Origin of the sequence: Dietzia sp. B44 (assembly GCF_014145245.1) — a bacterium.
GTDB lineage: Bacteria > Actinomycetota > Actinomycetes > Mycobacteriales > Mycobacteriaceae > Dietzia > Dietzia natronolimnaea.
Genome location: NZ_JAALEF010000146.1, coordinates 1 through 15,505, shown reverse-complemented (window position 1 = coordinate 15,505; position 15,505 = coordinate 1). Strand labels below are relative to the sequence as shown.

The 15,505-nt window shown below is 71.4% G+C and carries 14 protein-coding genes, 1 other RNA gene and 1 pseudogene; 3 read left to right on the top strand and 13 right to left on the bottom strand.

Annotation, left to right across the window (positions count from 1 at the left end):
* Together G6017_RS05800 and glnA are read right to left on the bottom strand one after the other, a co-directional pair.
* A partial coding sequence (locus G6017_RS05800; RefSeq protein ID WP_194307758.1) for a hypothetical protein occupies window positions 1-220 on the bottom strand: 220 nt, incomplete at its 3' end.
* A gap of 19 nt (window positions 221-239) precedes the next feature.
* Entirely contained in the window at window positions 240-1,580 is a 1,341-nt protein-coding gene (glnA, locus tag G6017_RS05795) for a type I glutamate--ammonia ligase (RefSeq protein WP_179525009.1), read from the bottom strand.
* 225 nt (window positions 1,581-1,805) lie between these two features.
* Here glnA and panB point away from each other — a divergent pair, with 225 nt between their 5' ends.
* Both panB and pip read left to right on the top strand, forming a co-directional pair.
* Window positions 1,806-2,669, top strand: a complete 864-nt coding sequence (panB, locus tag G6017_RS05790; protein ID WP_182610486.1) for a 3-methyl-2-oxobutanoate hydroxymethyltransferase — start codon at window positions 1,806-1,808, stop codon at window positions 2,667-2,669.
* 17 nt (window positions 2,670-2,686) lie between these two features.
* Window positions 2,687-3,682 carry a prolyl aminopeptidase gene (gene pip / locus G6017_RS05785; RefSeq protein ID WP_182616382.1) on the top strand — a complete coding sequence of 332 codons (996 nt, stop codon included), beginning with the start codon at window positions 2,687-2,689 and terminating at the stop codon, window positions 3,680-3,682.
* Between the two features lie 32 nt (window positions 3,683-3,714).
* On the opposite strand, the gene G6017_RS05780 is transcribed toward pip, so the two are convergent.
* Together G6017_RS05780 and G6017_RS05775 are read right to left on the bottom strand one after the other, a co-directional pair.
* Entirely contained in the window at window positions 3,715-4,533 is an 819-nt protein-coding gene (locus tag G6017_RS05780; protein WP_182616386.1) for an SDR family NAD(P)-dependent oxidoreductase, read from the bottom strand.
* A 65-nt stretch (window positions 4,534-4,598) separates the two neighbouring features.
* Window positions 4,599-6,107 carry an FAD-dependent oxidoreductase gene (locus G6017_RS05775; RefSeq protein ID WP_182616380.1) on the bottom strand — a complete coding sequence of 503 codons (1,509 nt, stop codon included), beginning with the start codon at window positions 6,105-6,107 and terminating at the stop codon, window positions 4,599-4,601.
* A 127-nt stretch (window positions 6,108-6,234) separates the two neighbouring features.
* On the opposite strand from G6017_RS05775, the gene G6017_RS05770 reads away from it, so the two are divergent.
* The gene (locus tag G6017_RS05770; protein ID WP_182616378.1) at window positions 6,235-7,869 is read left to right on the top strand and encodes a CYTH and CHAD domain-containing protein; all 1,635 of its coding nucleotides are present in this window, start codon (window positions 6,235-6,237) and stop codon (window positions 7,867-7,869) included.
* A gap of 99 nt (window positions 7,870-7,968) precedes the next feature.
* Here G6017_RS05770 and G6017_RS05765 read toward each other — a convergent pair whose 3' ends face one another.
* The 9 genes and pseudogenes from G6017_RS05765 to G6017_RS05725 form a co-directional block, all read right to left on the bottom strand.
* Window positions 7,969-8,142 carry an SPOR domain-containing protein gene (locus tag G6017_RS05765; RefSeq protein WP_182610482.1) on the bottom strand — a complete coding sequence of 58 codons (174 nt, stop codon included), beginning with the start codon at window positions 8,140-8,142 and terminating at the stop codon, window positions 7,969-7,971.
* A 72-nt stretch (window positions 8,143-8,214) separates the two neighbouring features.
* Window positions 8,215-9,174 carry a crotonase/enoyl-CoA hydratase family protein gene (locus G6017_RS05760; protein ID WP_182616376.1) on the bottom strand — a complete coding sequence of 320 codons (960 nt, stop codon included), beginning with the start codon at window positions 9,172-9,174 and terminating at the stop codon, window positions 8,215-8,217.
* Window positions 9,171-9,956, bottom strand: a complete 786-nt coding sequence (locus tag G6017_RS05755) for a crotonase/enoyl-CoA hydratase family protein (protein WP_182616374.1) — start codon at window positions 9,954-9,956, stop codon at window positions 9,171-9,173. The genes G6017_RS05760 and G6017_RS05755 overlap by 4 nt, the downstream gene beginning before the upstream one ends.
* A gap of 23 nt (window positions 9,957-9,979) precedes the next feature.
* Complete coding sequence (locus G6017_RS05750) at window positions 9,980-11,626, bottom strand: acyl-CoA dehydrogenase family protein (protein WP_182616372.1); 1,647 nt, start codon at window positions 11,624-11,626, stop codon at window positions 9,980-9,982.
* Window positions 11,627-11,710: 84 nt separating this feature from the next.
* Entirely contained in the window at window positions 11,711-12,448 is a 738-nt protein-coding gene (locus tag G6017_RS05745; protein ID WP_182616370.1) for a PaaX family transcriptional regulator C-terminal domain-containing protein, read from the bottom strand.
* A gap of 93 nt (window positions 12,449-12,541) precedes the next feature.
* An RNA gene (gene rnpB / locus G6017_RS05740) (RNase P RNA component class A) lies at window positions 12,542-12,970 on the bottom strand.
* Window positions 12,971-12,985: 15 nt separating this feature from the next.
* Window positions 12,986-13,621 (bottom strand): annotated as a pseudogene (locus G6017_RS05735) (histidine phosphatase family protein); the annotation flags it as partial.
* A gap of 8 nt (window positions 13,622-13,629) precedes the next feature.
* Entirely contained in the window at window positions 13,630-14,361 is a 732-nt protein-coding gene (locus tag G6017_RS05730; protein WP_182616368.1) for a zinc ribbon domain-containing protein, read from the bottom strand.
* Window positions 14,362-14,372: 11 nt separating this feature from the next.
* The coding region (locus G6017_RS05725; RefSeq protein ID WP_182616367.1) for a Nif3-like dinuclear metal center hexameric protein at window positions 14,373-15,505 on the bottom strand (1,133 nt) is incomplete at its 5' end.

Sequence of the window (15,505 nt, the reverse complement as noted above, 5' to 3'; positions counted from 1 at the left end):
CCGTGGTCGGTCCGCCGTCCTGCGCCTCGGCGGCCAGCGCCTCCCTGAGCCGGACCAGCGCCCCCAGGGCGAGGTCCGGGTCGGGCGCGCGCGAGAGCGCCCACAGCATCGGGACCGCGTCCTCGTCGGTCCACCCCAGGTAGTCCAACCAGTCCCCGGCGCGCTGGTCGAGCAGTCCGAGCCTGCCCGGGCTGGGCACCCTGGACCGCGACGAATCCATGCTCACCTCGACCGTCCGGTCACAACGCGAGGTAGTTGCGGAGCTCGTACGGGGTCACCTCGTTGCGGTACTCCCGCCATTCACGCCGCTTGTTGCGCAGGAAGAACTCGAACACGTGCTCGCCGAGCGCCTCGGCGACGAGCTCCGACTCCTCCATGGCGTCGAGGGCCTGCTCCAGGCTCCCCGGCAGGTCCGTGTAGCCCATCGCACGCCGCTCGCGCCGGCTCATGGTCCACACGTCGTCCTCGGACTCCGGCGGCAGCTCGTAGCCCTCCTGGACGCCCTTGATCCCGGCGGCGATCATCACCGCGTACGCGAGGTACGGGTTGCACGCCGAGTCCGGGCTCCGCACCTCGATTCGTCGCGAGGAGGCCTTGTTGGGCGTGTACATGGGGACCCGCACCAGCGCCGAGCGGTTGGCGCGGCCCCAGGTGGCGGCGGTGGGGGCCTCGCCGCCGCCGATGAGCCGCTTGTAGGAGTTGACCCACTGGTTGGTGACGGCCGAGAACTCCGGCGCGTGACGCAGGATGCCCGCCACGAACGACTTCGCCGTGGTGGACATCTGGTACTCGTCGTCCGCGTCGTGGAACGCGTTGGTGTCGCCCTCGAACAGGCTCATGTGCGTGTGCATGGCCGAACCCGGGTGGTCCCGGAGGGGCTTGGGCATGAACGACGCCCACACCCCGTTGTTCATGGCCACCTCCTTGACGATGTAGCGGAAGGTCATGATGTTGTCCGCCATGCTCAGTGCGTCGGCGTAGCGCAGGTCGATCTCCTGCTGCCCCGGTGCCCCCTCGTGGTGGGAGAACTCCACCGAGATTCCCATCGCCTCCAGCGCCTCGATCGCGTGACGCCGGAAGTGCGGGGCGGAGTCGTGCACGGCCTGGTCGAAGTACCCGCCGTTGTCCGTCGGAACCGGCTCGGCACCGTTGGTGTCGAGGTCTTTGAAGAGGAAGAACTCGATCTCCGGGTGCACGTAGCAGGAGAAGCCGAGGTCGGCGGCCTTGTTGAGCTGGCGGCGCAGCACGTGGCGCGGATCGGCCCAGCTCGGGCTGCCGTCGGGGTTGAAGACGTCGCAGAAGATGCGCGCCGAGTGCTGGCCACCGTCGGCGTGGGCCCACGGCAGGACCTGGAACGTCGAGGGGTCGGGCTTGGCGACCGTGTCCGCCTCCGACACCCGCGAGAACCCCTCGATGGCGGAGCCGTCGAAGCCGATCCCCTCCCCGAACGCCCCCTCGAGCTCTGCCGGGGCGACGGCCACTGACTTCAAGGTCCCGAGAACGTCGGTGAACCAGAGCCGGACGAACCGGATGTCGCGCTCTTCCAAGGTCCTCAGAACGTACTCCTGCTGGCGGTTCATGCCGTCCAACCTAGTGCCTGTCGTGTTACGAGCGTGTGACATCGGGTCCCCGACACGCCCACCTGGGCCCCCGCCCGTGGGCCTCCCGCCCCATGGCCTGCCGAGCCACGTCGCCCGGCTCGTGGCACACTCGTCGGCGACGGCCGCGTCCGTCACCGCCCCCTGTCCACCCGGGGACCGGCCATCCCGCCGGCCTCGAGGTCACCGTAGGAAGGCCACACCGCCATGAGCGACAACCCCGACACCCCGGTCTACGGTTCCGGCGGCACCCCGGACGCCGGACCCCGGGGTCTGACGCGGGTGACCCGGATCCACCACCTGGCCGAACTCAAGGCCGCGGGGGAACCCTGGCCGATGCTCACCGCCTACGACTTCGTCTCCGCGCGCGTGTTCCAGGAGGCCGGGATCCCGGTTCTCCTGGTCGGGGACTCGGCGGCCAACGTGGTCTACGGGTACGACACCACGGTCCCCGTCACCGAGGACGAGATGATCCCGCTGGTGCGGGCCGTGACCCGGGGGGCGCCGAAGGCACTGGTCGTGGCCGATCTGGTGTTCGGTAGTTACGAGGCCTCCCCGGTGCAGGCCGTGGCCGCCGCCACGCGGATGATGAAGGAGGGCGGCGCCCAGGCCGTCAAGCTCGAGGGCGGCGTGCGGATGGCCCCACAGATCCGGGCGATCGTGGACGCCGGGATCCCCGTGATGGCCCACATCGGCTTCACCCCACAGTCGGTCAACGGCCTGGGGGGCTTCCGCGTCCAGGGGCGCGGGGACGCCGCCGACGAGCTGCGGGCCGACGCCCGCGCCGTGCAGGAGGCCGGGGCCTTCTCCGTCGTCATGGAGATGGTCCCCGCCGACCTCGCCCGCGAGGTCACCGCGGAGCTGGACATCGCCACGGTCGGCATCGGCGCCGGGAACGGGTGCGACGCGCAGGTGTTGGTGTGGCAGGACATGGCGGGCCACGGCACCGGACGGACGGCCAGGTTCGTCAAGCGCTACGCCCGGCTCGCCGAGACGCTGCGCGACGCCGCCCGGGAGTACGGCGACGAGGTCCGTTCGCGCGAGTTCCCCGGCCCGGACCACTCCTTCTGACGGCGCGGTCAGCCTCGATGAGCCAGCAGACCACGCTCCGCACCCCGTACCCGCGGATCGAGCCGTACGAGACCGGCACGCTCGACGTGGGCGACGGTCAGCACCTCTACTGGGAGTGCTCGGGAGACCCGGACGGTTCCCCCGTGCTGTTCGTCCACGGCGGTCCCGGCGGCGGGACCACCCCGGAGCACCGCCGGATGTTCGACCCCGCGTCCTACCGCATCATCCTGGTGGATCAGCGCGGCTGCGGCCGGAGTGCGCCGCACGTCGCCGACGGCGCGGACCTCTCCGTCAACACCACGTGGCATCTCACCGCCGACCTCGAGCGTCTGCGCGAGGCCCTGGGGATCGAGCGCTGGCTCGTGTTCGGCGGCTCGTGGGGGACGACGCTCGCGCTGGCCTACGCGCAGGAGCACCCGGATCGCGTCCGCGGCCTGGTCCTGCGAGGGATCTTCCTCTGCCGGCCGTCGGAGATCGACTGGTTCTACCGGGGCGGCGCCGCCCACCTCTTCCCCGACGCGTGGGAGGGCTACCTCGCGCCGCTCGTGGCCGCCGAGGGAGCCGACGCGGTCCACCGGGCGGGCTTCGACCACGTGGCCGCCTACCACCGCCTCCTGCACTGCGGTGATCCGGCGATCGAGATCGGGGCAGCGCGAGCGTGGACGAGGTGGGAGACCACGACGTCCACGCTGCTCCCCCGTCCCGGGACCGGGGACGACGACGAGGCCGACAGGTTCGCCCTGGCCTTCGCCCGCATCGAGAACCAATACTTCGTCAACGACGCGTTCCTCGACGGCCGCGCCATCCTGGACCGCATGGACAGGATCTCGCACCTGCCCGCCGTGATCGTCCACGGGCGTTACGACGTGGTCTGCCCGGTCACGAGCGCGTGGGAACTGCACGCGGCCTGGCCGGGCTCCGAGCTGCACATCGTCCCCGACGCCGGGCACGCGATGGCCGAACCGGGCACCACACATCACCTGCTCGAGGCCACCGACCGCTTCCGACCCTGAACCCGCCTCCCACCCCGGCGAGGCTGGTCGGGTCAGATCACCCCGAAGTGGCGGGAGACGGCCACCGTGCCCTTCTGGTAGCCGGACGGGAACAACCGGACGAGCGCGTCGATCACGTACGCGTCCGGGCCCACCAGCACCCTCGCTCGGCGCCGTTCGACGCCGTCGAGGATCACCCGCGCGGCCGTCGACGCCTCCGTGCGCGCGAACTTGGCGTCGAAGATCGTGGCGAAGGTCGCGCTGTCCAGGCCCTCGGCCGCGCCGGCGCTCCTGGCGACCGCGGTCCTGATGCCCCCGGGATGGACGCAGGTGACGTCCACCGGGTGGCCGGCGGCGAGCATCTCCATCCGCAGGGACTCGGTGAACTGTTGCACCGCGGCCTTGGCCGCGTTGTAGGCGTTCTGGGTGGGCACCGAGAGGATCGCGAAGATGCTGGAGATGTTGACGATGTGCCCGTCCCCGGAGGCGATGAGATGCGGCAGGAACTCCTTCGTGCCGTGGACGACCCCCCAGTAGTCCACGTCCATCACCCGGGCGATGTCCTTGTACCCGGATTGCTCGACCGACCCGGTGAACGCGATGCCGGCGTTGTTGACGACGAGGTTGACCACGCCGAACTGGTCGACCACCCGGCCCGCGTACTCCGCGACGGCGGCCTGCTCCGTGACGTCGAGCCGATCGGAGTGCACCTCCACCGAGGACTCCGCCTCCACCAGCCCCACCGTCTCGGCCAGTCCGTCGACGTCGACGTCGCTCAGCGCCAACCGGGCTCCCCGGCGCGCCGCCTCACGTGCGAGTTCGCGACCGATGCCGGAACCGGCACCGGTGATGACGACGACCTTGCCGTCCATCCGCCAGCGGGGACGGCGGGCGGTCAGCCCACCCAGCGCCGCCATCGCCTTTCCGATCGGGGCGCTCACCGGAGTGCCCCCTGCCCGGTCGGCACCGCGGCGGGTTCGTCGATCGCGGTCCGGCGGTAGGCGCTCAGGTCGAACTCCCTCGTCTGGTTGCGGTAGGAGAAGGTGAAATCGGGCCACACGGCCGGGGCGTTGCCCTTGGCGTCCAGGTACCAGCTCTTGCAGCCGGTCACCCAGACGGTCTCCCCGGTGTTCTCGCGGAGTTCGCGGTTGTAGGCGTTCTGGACCGCCTCGCGGACCTCCACCGTCTGCAGACCGCGGTCGCGCATACTGCGGATCGCGTCCACCAGGTAGTTCAGCTGGGACTCGATCATGTAGATCATCGACGAGTGACCGAGACCCGTCGCGGGACCCATCAGGACGAACAGGTTGGGGTACCCCGCGACCGTGGTGCCCTTGTACGCCTCCATCCCCTCGCTCGCCCACTTGTCCGCGAGGGTCCGGCCTGCCGCGTCCCGGACGCGCTCGAAGAACGGGGAGTCCGTGACGTGGAACCCGGTGGCCACCACCAGCACGTCCGCCGGGTGCTCGGCGCCGTCCGAGGTGACGATCCCGCCCTCGGTCACCCGGCTGATGGGAGTGGTCACCACGTCGACGTTCCGCCGGGTCAACGCGCGGTACCAGGTGTTGGACAGCAGGATGCGCTTGCACCCGATCTCGAAGTTCGGGGTCAGCTTGCGCCGGAGACCCGGGTCGCGCACCGACAGGGCCAGGTGCGCGCGCCCGATCGCCTTGATCGGGGCGAGGGCCGCACGGGTCCGGGTCAGTCCCACCACCTGGAACTCGCGGCTGGTGTACTGGAGCGCCCGGACGGCGCGCTGGAGACCGGGGACCCTGCGGTAGAGGGCCCTCTCGAACCCCGGGTACTCCCGGTCGATCCGGGGCAGAACCCAGGGAGCGGTGCGCTGATAGACGTCCAGATGCTCCACGGTCGGGGCGATGGACGGCACCACCTGGACGGCGGAGGCGCCGGTACCGATCACCGCGACGCGTCGACCGGCCAGGGGCACCGAATGGTCCCAGCGGGCCGTGTGGAAGACGGGGCCGGCGAAGTCGTCGATCCCGTCGATCTCCGGGAGCCGGGGTTCGCACAGCGCGCCGACCCCCAGGACCAGGACCCTCGCGTCGTACTCCCCTGCCGTCGTGCTCACCGCCCACCGACCGCGGGTCTCGTCGAAGCGCGCGGCGGTGACCTCCACGCCGAACCTGATCTTCTCCCGTACGCCGGTGTCGTGGGTGACGCGGCGGATGTAGTCGTAGATCTCGCCCTGCGGGGAGAACGCTCGCGACCACCCCGGGTTGAGGGCGAAAGAGTAGGAGTACAGGTGGGAGGGCACATCGCACGCCGCCCCCGGGTAGGAGTTGTCCCGCCACGTGCCGCCCACGTCGGAACCCCGCTCGACCACGATCACGTCGTCGACTCCGTCCTCGGCGAGTCTGATGGCCGCCCCGAGACCGGAGAAACCGGCCCCCACGACGAGGACGTCGACGGTTGTCGGCTGATCCACTTCTTCTCCCAACGACGAGCATGTGATCGGAACCACTGGGATCTTACCCGCAAGTAAGTCCGAGGAGTGGCGGGCCGGTCGGGACGAGGGGGACGCCGTGTTCACCCGGGCCTGATACAACCAGTCCATGACGATCAGCGAGACGGTGGAGATCGAGAGCAAGTTCGAGGTCGGGCCCGACACCCCGGTCCCCGCCGCGAGCGCATTCGCCCCGCTGCTAGCGGACGACCCGGTGGTGCACGAGCTCTCCGCCACGTACTACGACACCGCCGACCTCTCCCTCACCCGCCACAAGGTCACGCTCAGACGCCGCACCGGCGGTGACGACGCGGGGTGGCACCTCAAACTCCCGTCCGAGGCGGGACGGGTGGAGCTGCGGCTCCCGCTGGATCACGGAGACAACGTCCCCGACGAGTTCGTCGCCGCGGTGGCGGGACTGGTCCGCCGCAGACCTCTCGCGCCCGTGGCCCGCGTGGACAACCGGAGGCACGTCGTGCTCCTGCGCGACGGCGAGGGGACCGCCGTCGTGGAGTTCTGTGACGACCACGTCACGACGGATTCCCTCGTCGCCGAGGGCGCAACCGCAGGCGCCGCCGGGGACTGGCGGGAGTGGGAGGTCGAACTGGTCGATCCGTCGCAGCCCCGGGCTCGGGACCATCTCGCCGCCGTCGCCACCGCGTGCACCTCGGCGGGGGCCACGACCTCGTCGTCGTCGTCCAAACTCGCCCGCGCCATCGGCCCCCTCCCCGACCCTCCGGACAGGGGCGTCTCCGCCGTGAGGGACGGCCTGCGCGAGGACCTCCACCGGGTACTCGACCACGACCCGGCCGCCCGACGCGTGACGATGGTGGGGGTCCACCAGATGCGGGTGGCGGTCCGCGGTCTCCGCAGCACGATCAGCTCGTTCGCCGAGGAGCTCGAGGCGGAGACCGGACACACGGACATCGACCTGGCCGCGGTGCTCGAGGAGCTCAAGGTGCTCGCCGCGGTCCTGGGCAAGGTGCGCGACATCCAGGTGGTCGACCACCGGCTCGGGGAGCTGGCGGCCGGGTACCCGGAGGACGTGGTGAGCACGCTGACCAGGCAGCGGCTCCGCGTCGAGCTCGGGGCGGAGGAGCGGCGGGCCGGCGCGCGGGTGACGGCCGCACTGGGTTCCGAGCGGTACCTCGACCTGCTCGACCGGCTCCACCTGCTCGTCGAGCTCGCCGGCACCGGGCCCGAGGTCGTCGGGTCGTCTGACGGGTCCGTGCCGGGACCGACCTCGAAGAAGCGCAGGCGCGAGGCCGAGGACATGATCCTGCGTGGGGTGGACCGGCAGTTCGCCAAGTTCACCAAGGCCCGCACCCGCACCGAACGCGACCTCGAGTCGCTCGAGTTGACCCTGGCCCAGCGGGAGGAGCTGACCCACGTCGTCCGCAAGCGCGCCAAGGCCCTGCGGCGCAACGTCGGCGCCCTACGGGAGTCGGACGGGCTGACCGTCGCCCCGCTACGCACCGCCTGCCAGCGACTGCACACGGTGCTCGGAGACGTCCAGGACAGCGTGACCGCCCGGAGGTGGATCCGGCGGATCGCGAGGCGTGCGGAGTCCGCGGGCGAGTCGACGTTCGGATTCGGGGTGCTCTACGAGCACGAACGCGGATTCTCCGAGCGCGCGCTCGACGGGTTCGAGAACGACGCGGCCACCGTCACCGCGGCCTACCGCGAACTGTCGGAGTCCCGGCGCGCGGCGCGACGGCGGAAGAAGAAGCGCACCAAGAAATAGGGCGGCGGCGAGCAGTGCCGCCCGGCCACGACGGGCGCCCCACGGGGTTCCCGGTGGGGCGCCCGGGGCTGAGTCCGGCCGGTCTCAGCGCTCCCGGTCTCAGTCCTTCTCGTCCTCGGCGTCCCACGCCTCGTTGCGGGACTTCGCCTTGGCCAGCGCCGCCTCCGCCTCACCGCGGGTGGCGTAGGGACCCATGCGGTTGTCCCAGTTGGTCACCTTCCCCTGGACCGCCTTGCCCAGGGCGATGTCGTAATACCACTGCTCTTCCGTCACGACGGACCTCCCGGGTTCGCTCGGCGTTCCTGTGTCCCGAGACTACTCGCGGCGGGGTCCGGGATTCCCCGGTTACGGGCGTGTCGTCGCCGAGTCCCCGGGCCCGGCATGGGGCTTGGAGTCACCGAACGGCTCGTCTCGCCGCCGGACCGCCTCCCGGAAGCCGTCGGCCGCAGCCCTCGCCTGGAAGGCGTATCCCTCCGGGGTGTGGCGTGCGATCCCGTCGAAGACGGTGCTGATCATGCCTGAATTGGCCACCCCCTGGGCCAGCAGGGCACTGTTCAGCGCCAGCTTGGCCATCACGAGCTGGTTGACCGGCATCCGCGCGATCCGCCCGACGAGGTCCTCGGTGCGGTCGTCCAGTTCCTCCGGCGGAGGTGCGTCGATCGCGAGCCCCCAGTCATGCGCCTGCCGCCCCGTGATGAGGTCGCCGGTGAACAGCAGGCGCTTGGCGCGTTGGTCGCCGAGCCGGTGCGCCCACATCCCGGACGCCGGGATGCCCCAGACCCGGGCGGGCGGGTACCCGATCCGGGTGTCGTCGGCGCAAATGATCAGGTCGGCGAACAACGCGATGTCGGTGCCGCCCGCCACGGCGAATCCGTGCAACTTGGCCACCGTGGGTTTGTTCGCGTGCAGGAGGCTGGAGAATCCGCGGTTGAACCTGCTCATCATCGCGTAGTCGACCATCGGGTCCCACGTGACGCGCGGGTCGTGGTTGCGGGCCTGGACGCCCGGATCGAGCACGGATCCGCCGGCCTCGCCGGAGGCGTCGGATGGGTCGGAGGGGTCGCCTTCGTCGCGGGCCATCCCCTCGGCGATGATCGACAGGTCGTAGCCGCCACAGAACCCCTTCCCTCGCCCGGACAGGAGGATCACGTGGACCGCCGGGTCGAGGTCGGCGCGCTCGACGGCGGACGCGAGTTCGACCGGGGTGTCGCTCGTGATGGCGTTACCGTGCTCGGGGCGGTCGAAGGTGATCCGGGCGATCGCCCCGGTCACCTCGTAGGTCAGGGTGCGGTAATCGGTGTTCATCTGCCCGTCTCCTCTGTGGCCTGTGCCGGTCCGAAGGAGCCGTGACGCCCGGCTCCGTCGGCGAACCGCGCCGCGCCCGCGACAGCGCCGGACTGCAGCGAGATCAGGCCGTGGTCATACTCGTTCCTGATCGCCGCCTCCTCGTCGAGGCCCTCCTGTTCCAGCAGCGACAGCCGGTCCCGTCGCATGCACTCCTGCGGGAACCGCGCGATCTCGGTGGCCAGGTCGATGGCTGCCGTCAACGCCGTGCCGTCGGCCACCACCCGGTTCACCAGACCGATATCCAAGGCCTCTTCAGCACTCACCGGGCGGCCGGTGAGCACGAGGTCCATCGCGCGGCTCGTCCCGATCAGTCGCGGCAGGCGGACGGTCCCGCCGTCGATGAGCGGCACTCCCCAGCGGCGGCAGAAGACGCCCAGCACCGCGCTCTCCTCCGCGACCCGCAGATCGGCCCACAGGGCGAGTTCGAGGCCGCCGGCCACCGCGTGGCCCGACAGGGCAGCGATGACCGGTTTGCCCAGTCGGAGCCTCGTCGGCCCCATGGGACCGTCCCCGTCCGCGGCCACCCGGTTCCCCGCGTCGCCCGCGATCGCCTTGATGTCGGCACCTGCGCAGAAGGTCCCGTTCTCGCCGTGCAGCACGGCCACGGAGGAGCCGGGGTCCGCGTCGAAGGCCCGGAACGCGTCGGCGAGCGCCTGCGCGGTGGGCCTGTCGACGGCGTTGCGGACGTCAGGTCGGTCGATGCCGATCACGGTCACCGGACCCTGAATCGAGACCGTCACGCCCGGGACGTTCTCCACGGCCCTCACCCGACCTTCGGGGTGACGCGGTCGAGAATCGCGGAGGTGTCCACGCCGGTCGGCAGCGTGCCGAGGACATCCCCGCGATCGGCCCCCAGCCTGCTGACGAGGAATGCGTCGGCGACCGCCGGGTGGCCGTGGCGGAGCAGCAGGTAGCCCTGCAGGATCATCGCCATGTCCCCGACCACCCGGCGCGCGACGTACTGCGCCTCCTCGGGCCGCCCGGCGGCGACGGCGGTCAACGTCCCGCCCAGGCGATCGACGGCGCCGTCCAGTCGGGAGTCCGCACCGCGCACGGACGAGACCGTGTCGAGGAATGTCTCGACCGTGTCGGGCTGCTTCGCCATGGCCCGCAGCACGTCCAGAGCCGCGACGTTGCCCGAGCCCTCCCAGACCGACAGCAGTGGAGCCTCCCGGTAGAGCCTCGGCATCCGGGAGTCCTCCACGTACCCGTTGCCGCCCAGACACTCCAGGGCCTCCGCCGCGTGGATCGGCCCGCGCTTGCACACGTGGTACTTGCTGACGGCGAGGCCGATCCGTCGGAGGGCGTCGGCCTCCCGGTCTCCCGCGTCGGCCAGGTCGGTGAGTTCGGCGAGCCAGAGCGCGACCGTCGTCGACGCCTCGGCCTCCACCGCGAGGTCGGCCAGCACGTTGCGCATCAGCGGCTGGTCGATGAGGGCCGCCCCGAAGGCCCGGCGATGCATCGCGTGGTGGACGGCGTTCGCGACCCCGACCCGCATTCCGGTGGCGGTACCGAGTGTGCAGTCGAGTCGGGTCATGTTGACCATCTCGATGATCGTCGCGACGCCCCGGCCCTCGTCCCCGACCATCCAGCCGGTCGTCTGGTCGTACTCGACCTCGCTGCTGGCATTCGACCGGTTGCCGAGCTTGTCCTTGAGACGCTGCAGCAGGAAGGGGTTGCGCGAACCGTCGGGCAGGACCCGCGGGACGCAGAAACACGTGAGCCCACCCGGTGCCTGCGCGAGGACCAGGAAGAGATCGGACATCGGTGCGGAGGTGAACCACTTGTGCCCGGTGATCGAGTACGTCCCGTCGGAGTTCCGGGTCGCGTGGGTGGTGTTGGCGCGGACGTCCGACCCGCCCTGCTTCTCGGTCATCGACATCCCCGCCGTCAGACCCCGCTTGGTGGCCGGCGGGGCCAGAACCGGGTCGTAGTGGGCGCTCGTCAGCAGCGGTTCGAACATCGCGGCGAGGTCGGGAGCGCGGCGTAGGGCCGGCACCACCGCGTAGGTCATCGAGATCGGACACCCGTGACCCGCGTCCGTCTGCCCCCACACACTCGACTTGGCCGCGCGCACCAGATGGGGGTTGGGCCTGGGGTCCACCCACGGGGCGCCGTGCAGACCGAACCCGACGGCGCGACGCATCAGCTCGTGGTAGGCCGGATCGTAGTCGACCTCGTCGATCCGGTTCCCGTACCGATCGTGCGTCCGGAGGACCGGAGGGTTGGCCTCCGCACGGTCGCCCCACTCGAGGGCGTCGGCGGACCCGGCGAGTCGTCCGACCTCGTGCAGCTCGTCCACCGCGTGTCCCGCCCCGGCCCGGAAGAGCGCCTCCAGGATCACCGGCTGCTCGGCAGCGTCGTACCCCACCAGGGGCGGGACCTGGTTTGTCACCGTGTGCGTCACCATGGACGGAGTATTACATAACTTCTGCGGTCAGATCTAGAGTGTAATAGTCATCGATCCGCCCGGACCGGACCACCTCCCGCACAGTCAGGTGCCCGCGCCCAGGACGCCGTTCGCGAAGCGGCCGAAATCGGTACGGAATCGCTGATAGGACTCGCGGAGACGCTCACCGGGCCAGTCGGCGGGCAGCAGCTCCGCGGGGAGGAGCGGGTCGTGCAGGATGTGCCTGACCGTCGCGGCCGCCACCTCGAACCGAGTGGACATCTCGTCGGCGCGTTCGGCCGTGGCGAGAAGGGCCGCTCCGTCGCGCGCCCATCCCGCGGGGTCGAACAGGCGTGAGGTCAGGGCGTCGACGTCGCCGGCGGGGACACAGGAGAACTCCTCCGACCTGGCCGTCAATGCATCAGAGCGGACGACGTCGAGGTTGGCGGGCCGGAGCCACACCCCCTCGCGCAGCTCCGCGTACCGGAGCCCGGTCAGTTCGGATCGGGTCGCCAGACGTGTCGCCGCGTCGGCCGGGACCGTGACGACCTGCATCGACCACTGACGGTCCCAGTGCTTCAGGGAGGGCGAGATCGCCGCACCCTGCCGCTCCTGCCTCGAGATGAGACGGGGCGAGAGTCGGTACACCCCCCGGTCCCGCTCGAGGTCACCCGAGGCGACCATCCTGGTCAGGGCGACGCGCACGGCCGATTCCTGGAAGCCGAGCCGCACGGCCACGTCGACGATGCCCGCCGCCGTCGACTCCGCGGGGTGCGCACCGAGAAGGGCACTGAGCACGGCCGACCGCGCGGGGAGCTTCATCGGGCGTGCGGGCGCGGGCATGGTCGGAATGATATCCGCGCTGGCCTCCACGGCCGCAGGCGATCATCAGCCCTGACCAGGCGTCTCGCGGACGGCCGCGGGGAGGGGCCGGGGCGAACGAGCCGGCCTGTAAGCCGGATCCTGTGCCCTCCGCGTACGGAGGGCGACGACCATCCATCTGGGCACACCGTCACCGGGTACCTCGAGCGGTCCACCCGCGGACTCGGGCGAGCAGCCCTTCCGTGCATCGCTGCACTCCATCCGCGCAGCCGCACCGCGGGCGGTGCGGCCTTCGACCTTGCTCCGGGTGGGGTTTACCGAGCCGCCCCGGTCACCCGGGGCGCTGGTGCGCTCTTACCGCACCGTTTCACCCTTACCGCGCTCGCGAGCGCGGCGGTCTGTTTTCTGTGGCACTCATCCCGCGGGTCACCCCGGGTTGCCGTTAACAACCACCCTGCTCTGTGGAGTCCGGACTTTCCTCGGACCGGGGCCCTGCCGCCTGATGGCGCCGGTTCCCCCGCCCGCGGCCGTCCGGCCGACTCGTTCGCCCTGGGGAGTCTAGTCCAGGTGCGAGGTGTCGTTCACCAGGTGCACCGACGTCGGCCCGTCCGGGTAGAAGCGCACGTCCGACACCGAGGCCAGATCCAGGTGGAGCCGGAAGAGAAGCTCGTCGCCGGCATCCAGAGCGGCGCGGATCGCCATCTTGATGGGGGTGACGTGGCTGACCACCGCCACCACGCCGCCCGGGCTCTCCTCGACGATCCGGCGCAGGCCCCGCTCGACCCGGGCGCGGACCACGGCGAAGCTCTCGCCCCCGGGTGGAGGCACGGCGGTGTCCGACATCCAGCGTGCGTGCAGTTCGGGGTCCTGCTCGGCGGCCTCGGAGAAGGTCAGGCCCTCCCACTGCCCGAAGTCGGTCTCGATGAGGTCGTCCGCGACCACCAGTGGGACCCCCGCCGCCTCGGCGGCGCGCTCGGCCGTGCCCAGACACCTGCGCAGGGGGGACGAGACCACGGCGGACAGCTCCGGGATGCGCGCCAGGCGGTCGGCGGTCCGTTCGGCCTGCACGACCCCCAGGTCGGTGAGGTCGGGGTCGCCCTGGCCGGAATAGCGACGGTCCACCGAGAGCGGGGTCTGGCCGTGGCGGGCGAGCACGATCCGGGTGGGCCTCCCGGCGGCCCCCGTCCAGCCCGGACCGCCGCTCACGAGTTGTCCGTGCGGACCACGATCACGCCGCACTCCGGGCAGGTCAGGACCTCGTCGGCGGGAGCGGTCCGGAACGCGGACACCGTAGTGCGGTCGAGATCCATCGCGCACGCCGAGCACCGGCCGCCGTTGAGGATCGCCGCTCCCACGCCCGCCTCCGCGGCACTACGGGAATAGAGGTCGAGGAGATCGGGGGGCAGGTCCTCGGCCTGGCGGGCCCGTTCGGCGGTCGTGACGGTCACGGAGTCCTCGAGCTCGGCGAGGGCGGTGTCGCGGACGGTGGTGGCCATGCCCAGCCGGGCGTCGAGGTCGGTGATGATCGCCCCGGAGTGGCGGACGTCGGCGACCACGGCCTCGTGGCGCTCGGTCAGTTCGGAGAGCTCGGCCACGAGATTCTCCTCGCGGCGGTGGAGCGACCCGAGCTCGTACTCGAGCTCGGTGGACTGCCGGTCGGACAACCCCCCGGCCGCCAGCAGGTCGGCGTCGTTCGCGCGGCGCCTGCGCACGGCGTCGAGATCCGAGCTCAGCTTGGCGATCGCCCGGTCCAGATCCTCCACGTGGATCCGGGCCCGCGCCGCGGACTCCACGGCCGCACGCCGCTCGGCCTCGAGCGTGTCCAGGACACCCTGTTCCGGGAGTGATCTCCGCCGGTGCGCGAGGGAGCCCAGGCGCAGGTCGAGCTCGGCGATGTCGACGAGTCGACGCTGGACGGTGGGATCGGCCTTCATGAGGGCCAAGACTACCGCCCGTCGCCCTCTCCCCCCGACGCCACCGTCCACGGGTCGGTGCGCAGGTCGCACACCGTCGCCGCCACCCCGACCCCCTCCTCCACCAGGGCCGCGGCCTGCGCACACCACGGGAACTCGAGCGCCCAGTGCGCGGCGTCCACCAGGGCCGGTCCGCCCTCCCTGAGGTGTTCGTCGACCACGTGGTGACGCAGGTCGCCGGTGAGGTACACATCCGCCCCCGCGGCCCGTGCCGCACCCAGCAGGGAATCGCCCGAACCCCCGCACAGCGCGACCCTCCTGATCTCCGTGTGCGGGTCACCGGCGGCACGGACCCCCCACCGTGTCCGCGGCAGCCGGGCACCCACGAGAGCGGTGAACTCCGCGAGCGACACCGGCTCCGCCAGGTCGCAGACGCGACCGAGACCGGTGTCCTCGGGGCCCGGGCCGGGCCCCGCGTGGTTGATCAGCACGTCCATGGCGGGGACCTCGTACGGGTGCGCGGCCGTGACCGCCCGGCGGACCTCGGATCTCAGTTCGGGTGGCGCCACGAACTCGACCCGCGTCTCGGAGACCCGCTCCGGCTCGCCGATCACGCCGATCGTCGGGTCCGTACCGTCGCCGGGGCGGAAGCGACCGGTGCCCGGCACGGAGAACGAGCACTCGGTGTACCCGCTCATCCGACCGGCCCCGGCGGCGAAGACCGCGTGGAGGAGGTCCTCGACGTCGTCGTCGGGAACCGTCACCACCCATCTGTCGACGGTGCCGTCACCGGTCGGGACGAGCGGCCTGCCGGGGCTCAGACCCAGCGTCTCGGCGAGCGCGTCGTTGACGCCGGGCCGCGCGGAGTCGGCGTTGGTGTGGGCGGCGTACAGGGCGCAGCCGCCCAGGACCAGACGGTGCAGCAGGCGGCCCTTGGGGGTGTCGGCGGCGATCGAGTGCACCCCCCGCAGCAGGGGCGGGTGGTGGACCAGGAGCAGATCGGCACCCAGGGCGAGCGCGTGGTCGACCACCGCGTCGGTGGCGTCGACGGCCACCACGACCGTCCCGACCTGTGCGGACGGGTCGCCCGCGACCAGACCGACACGGTCCCAGGACTCGGCCAACCGCGGCGGGTACGCGTGCTCCAGCAGGTCGATCACGTCGG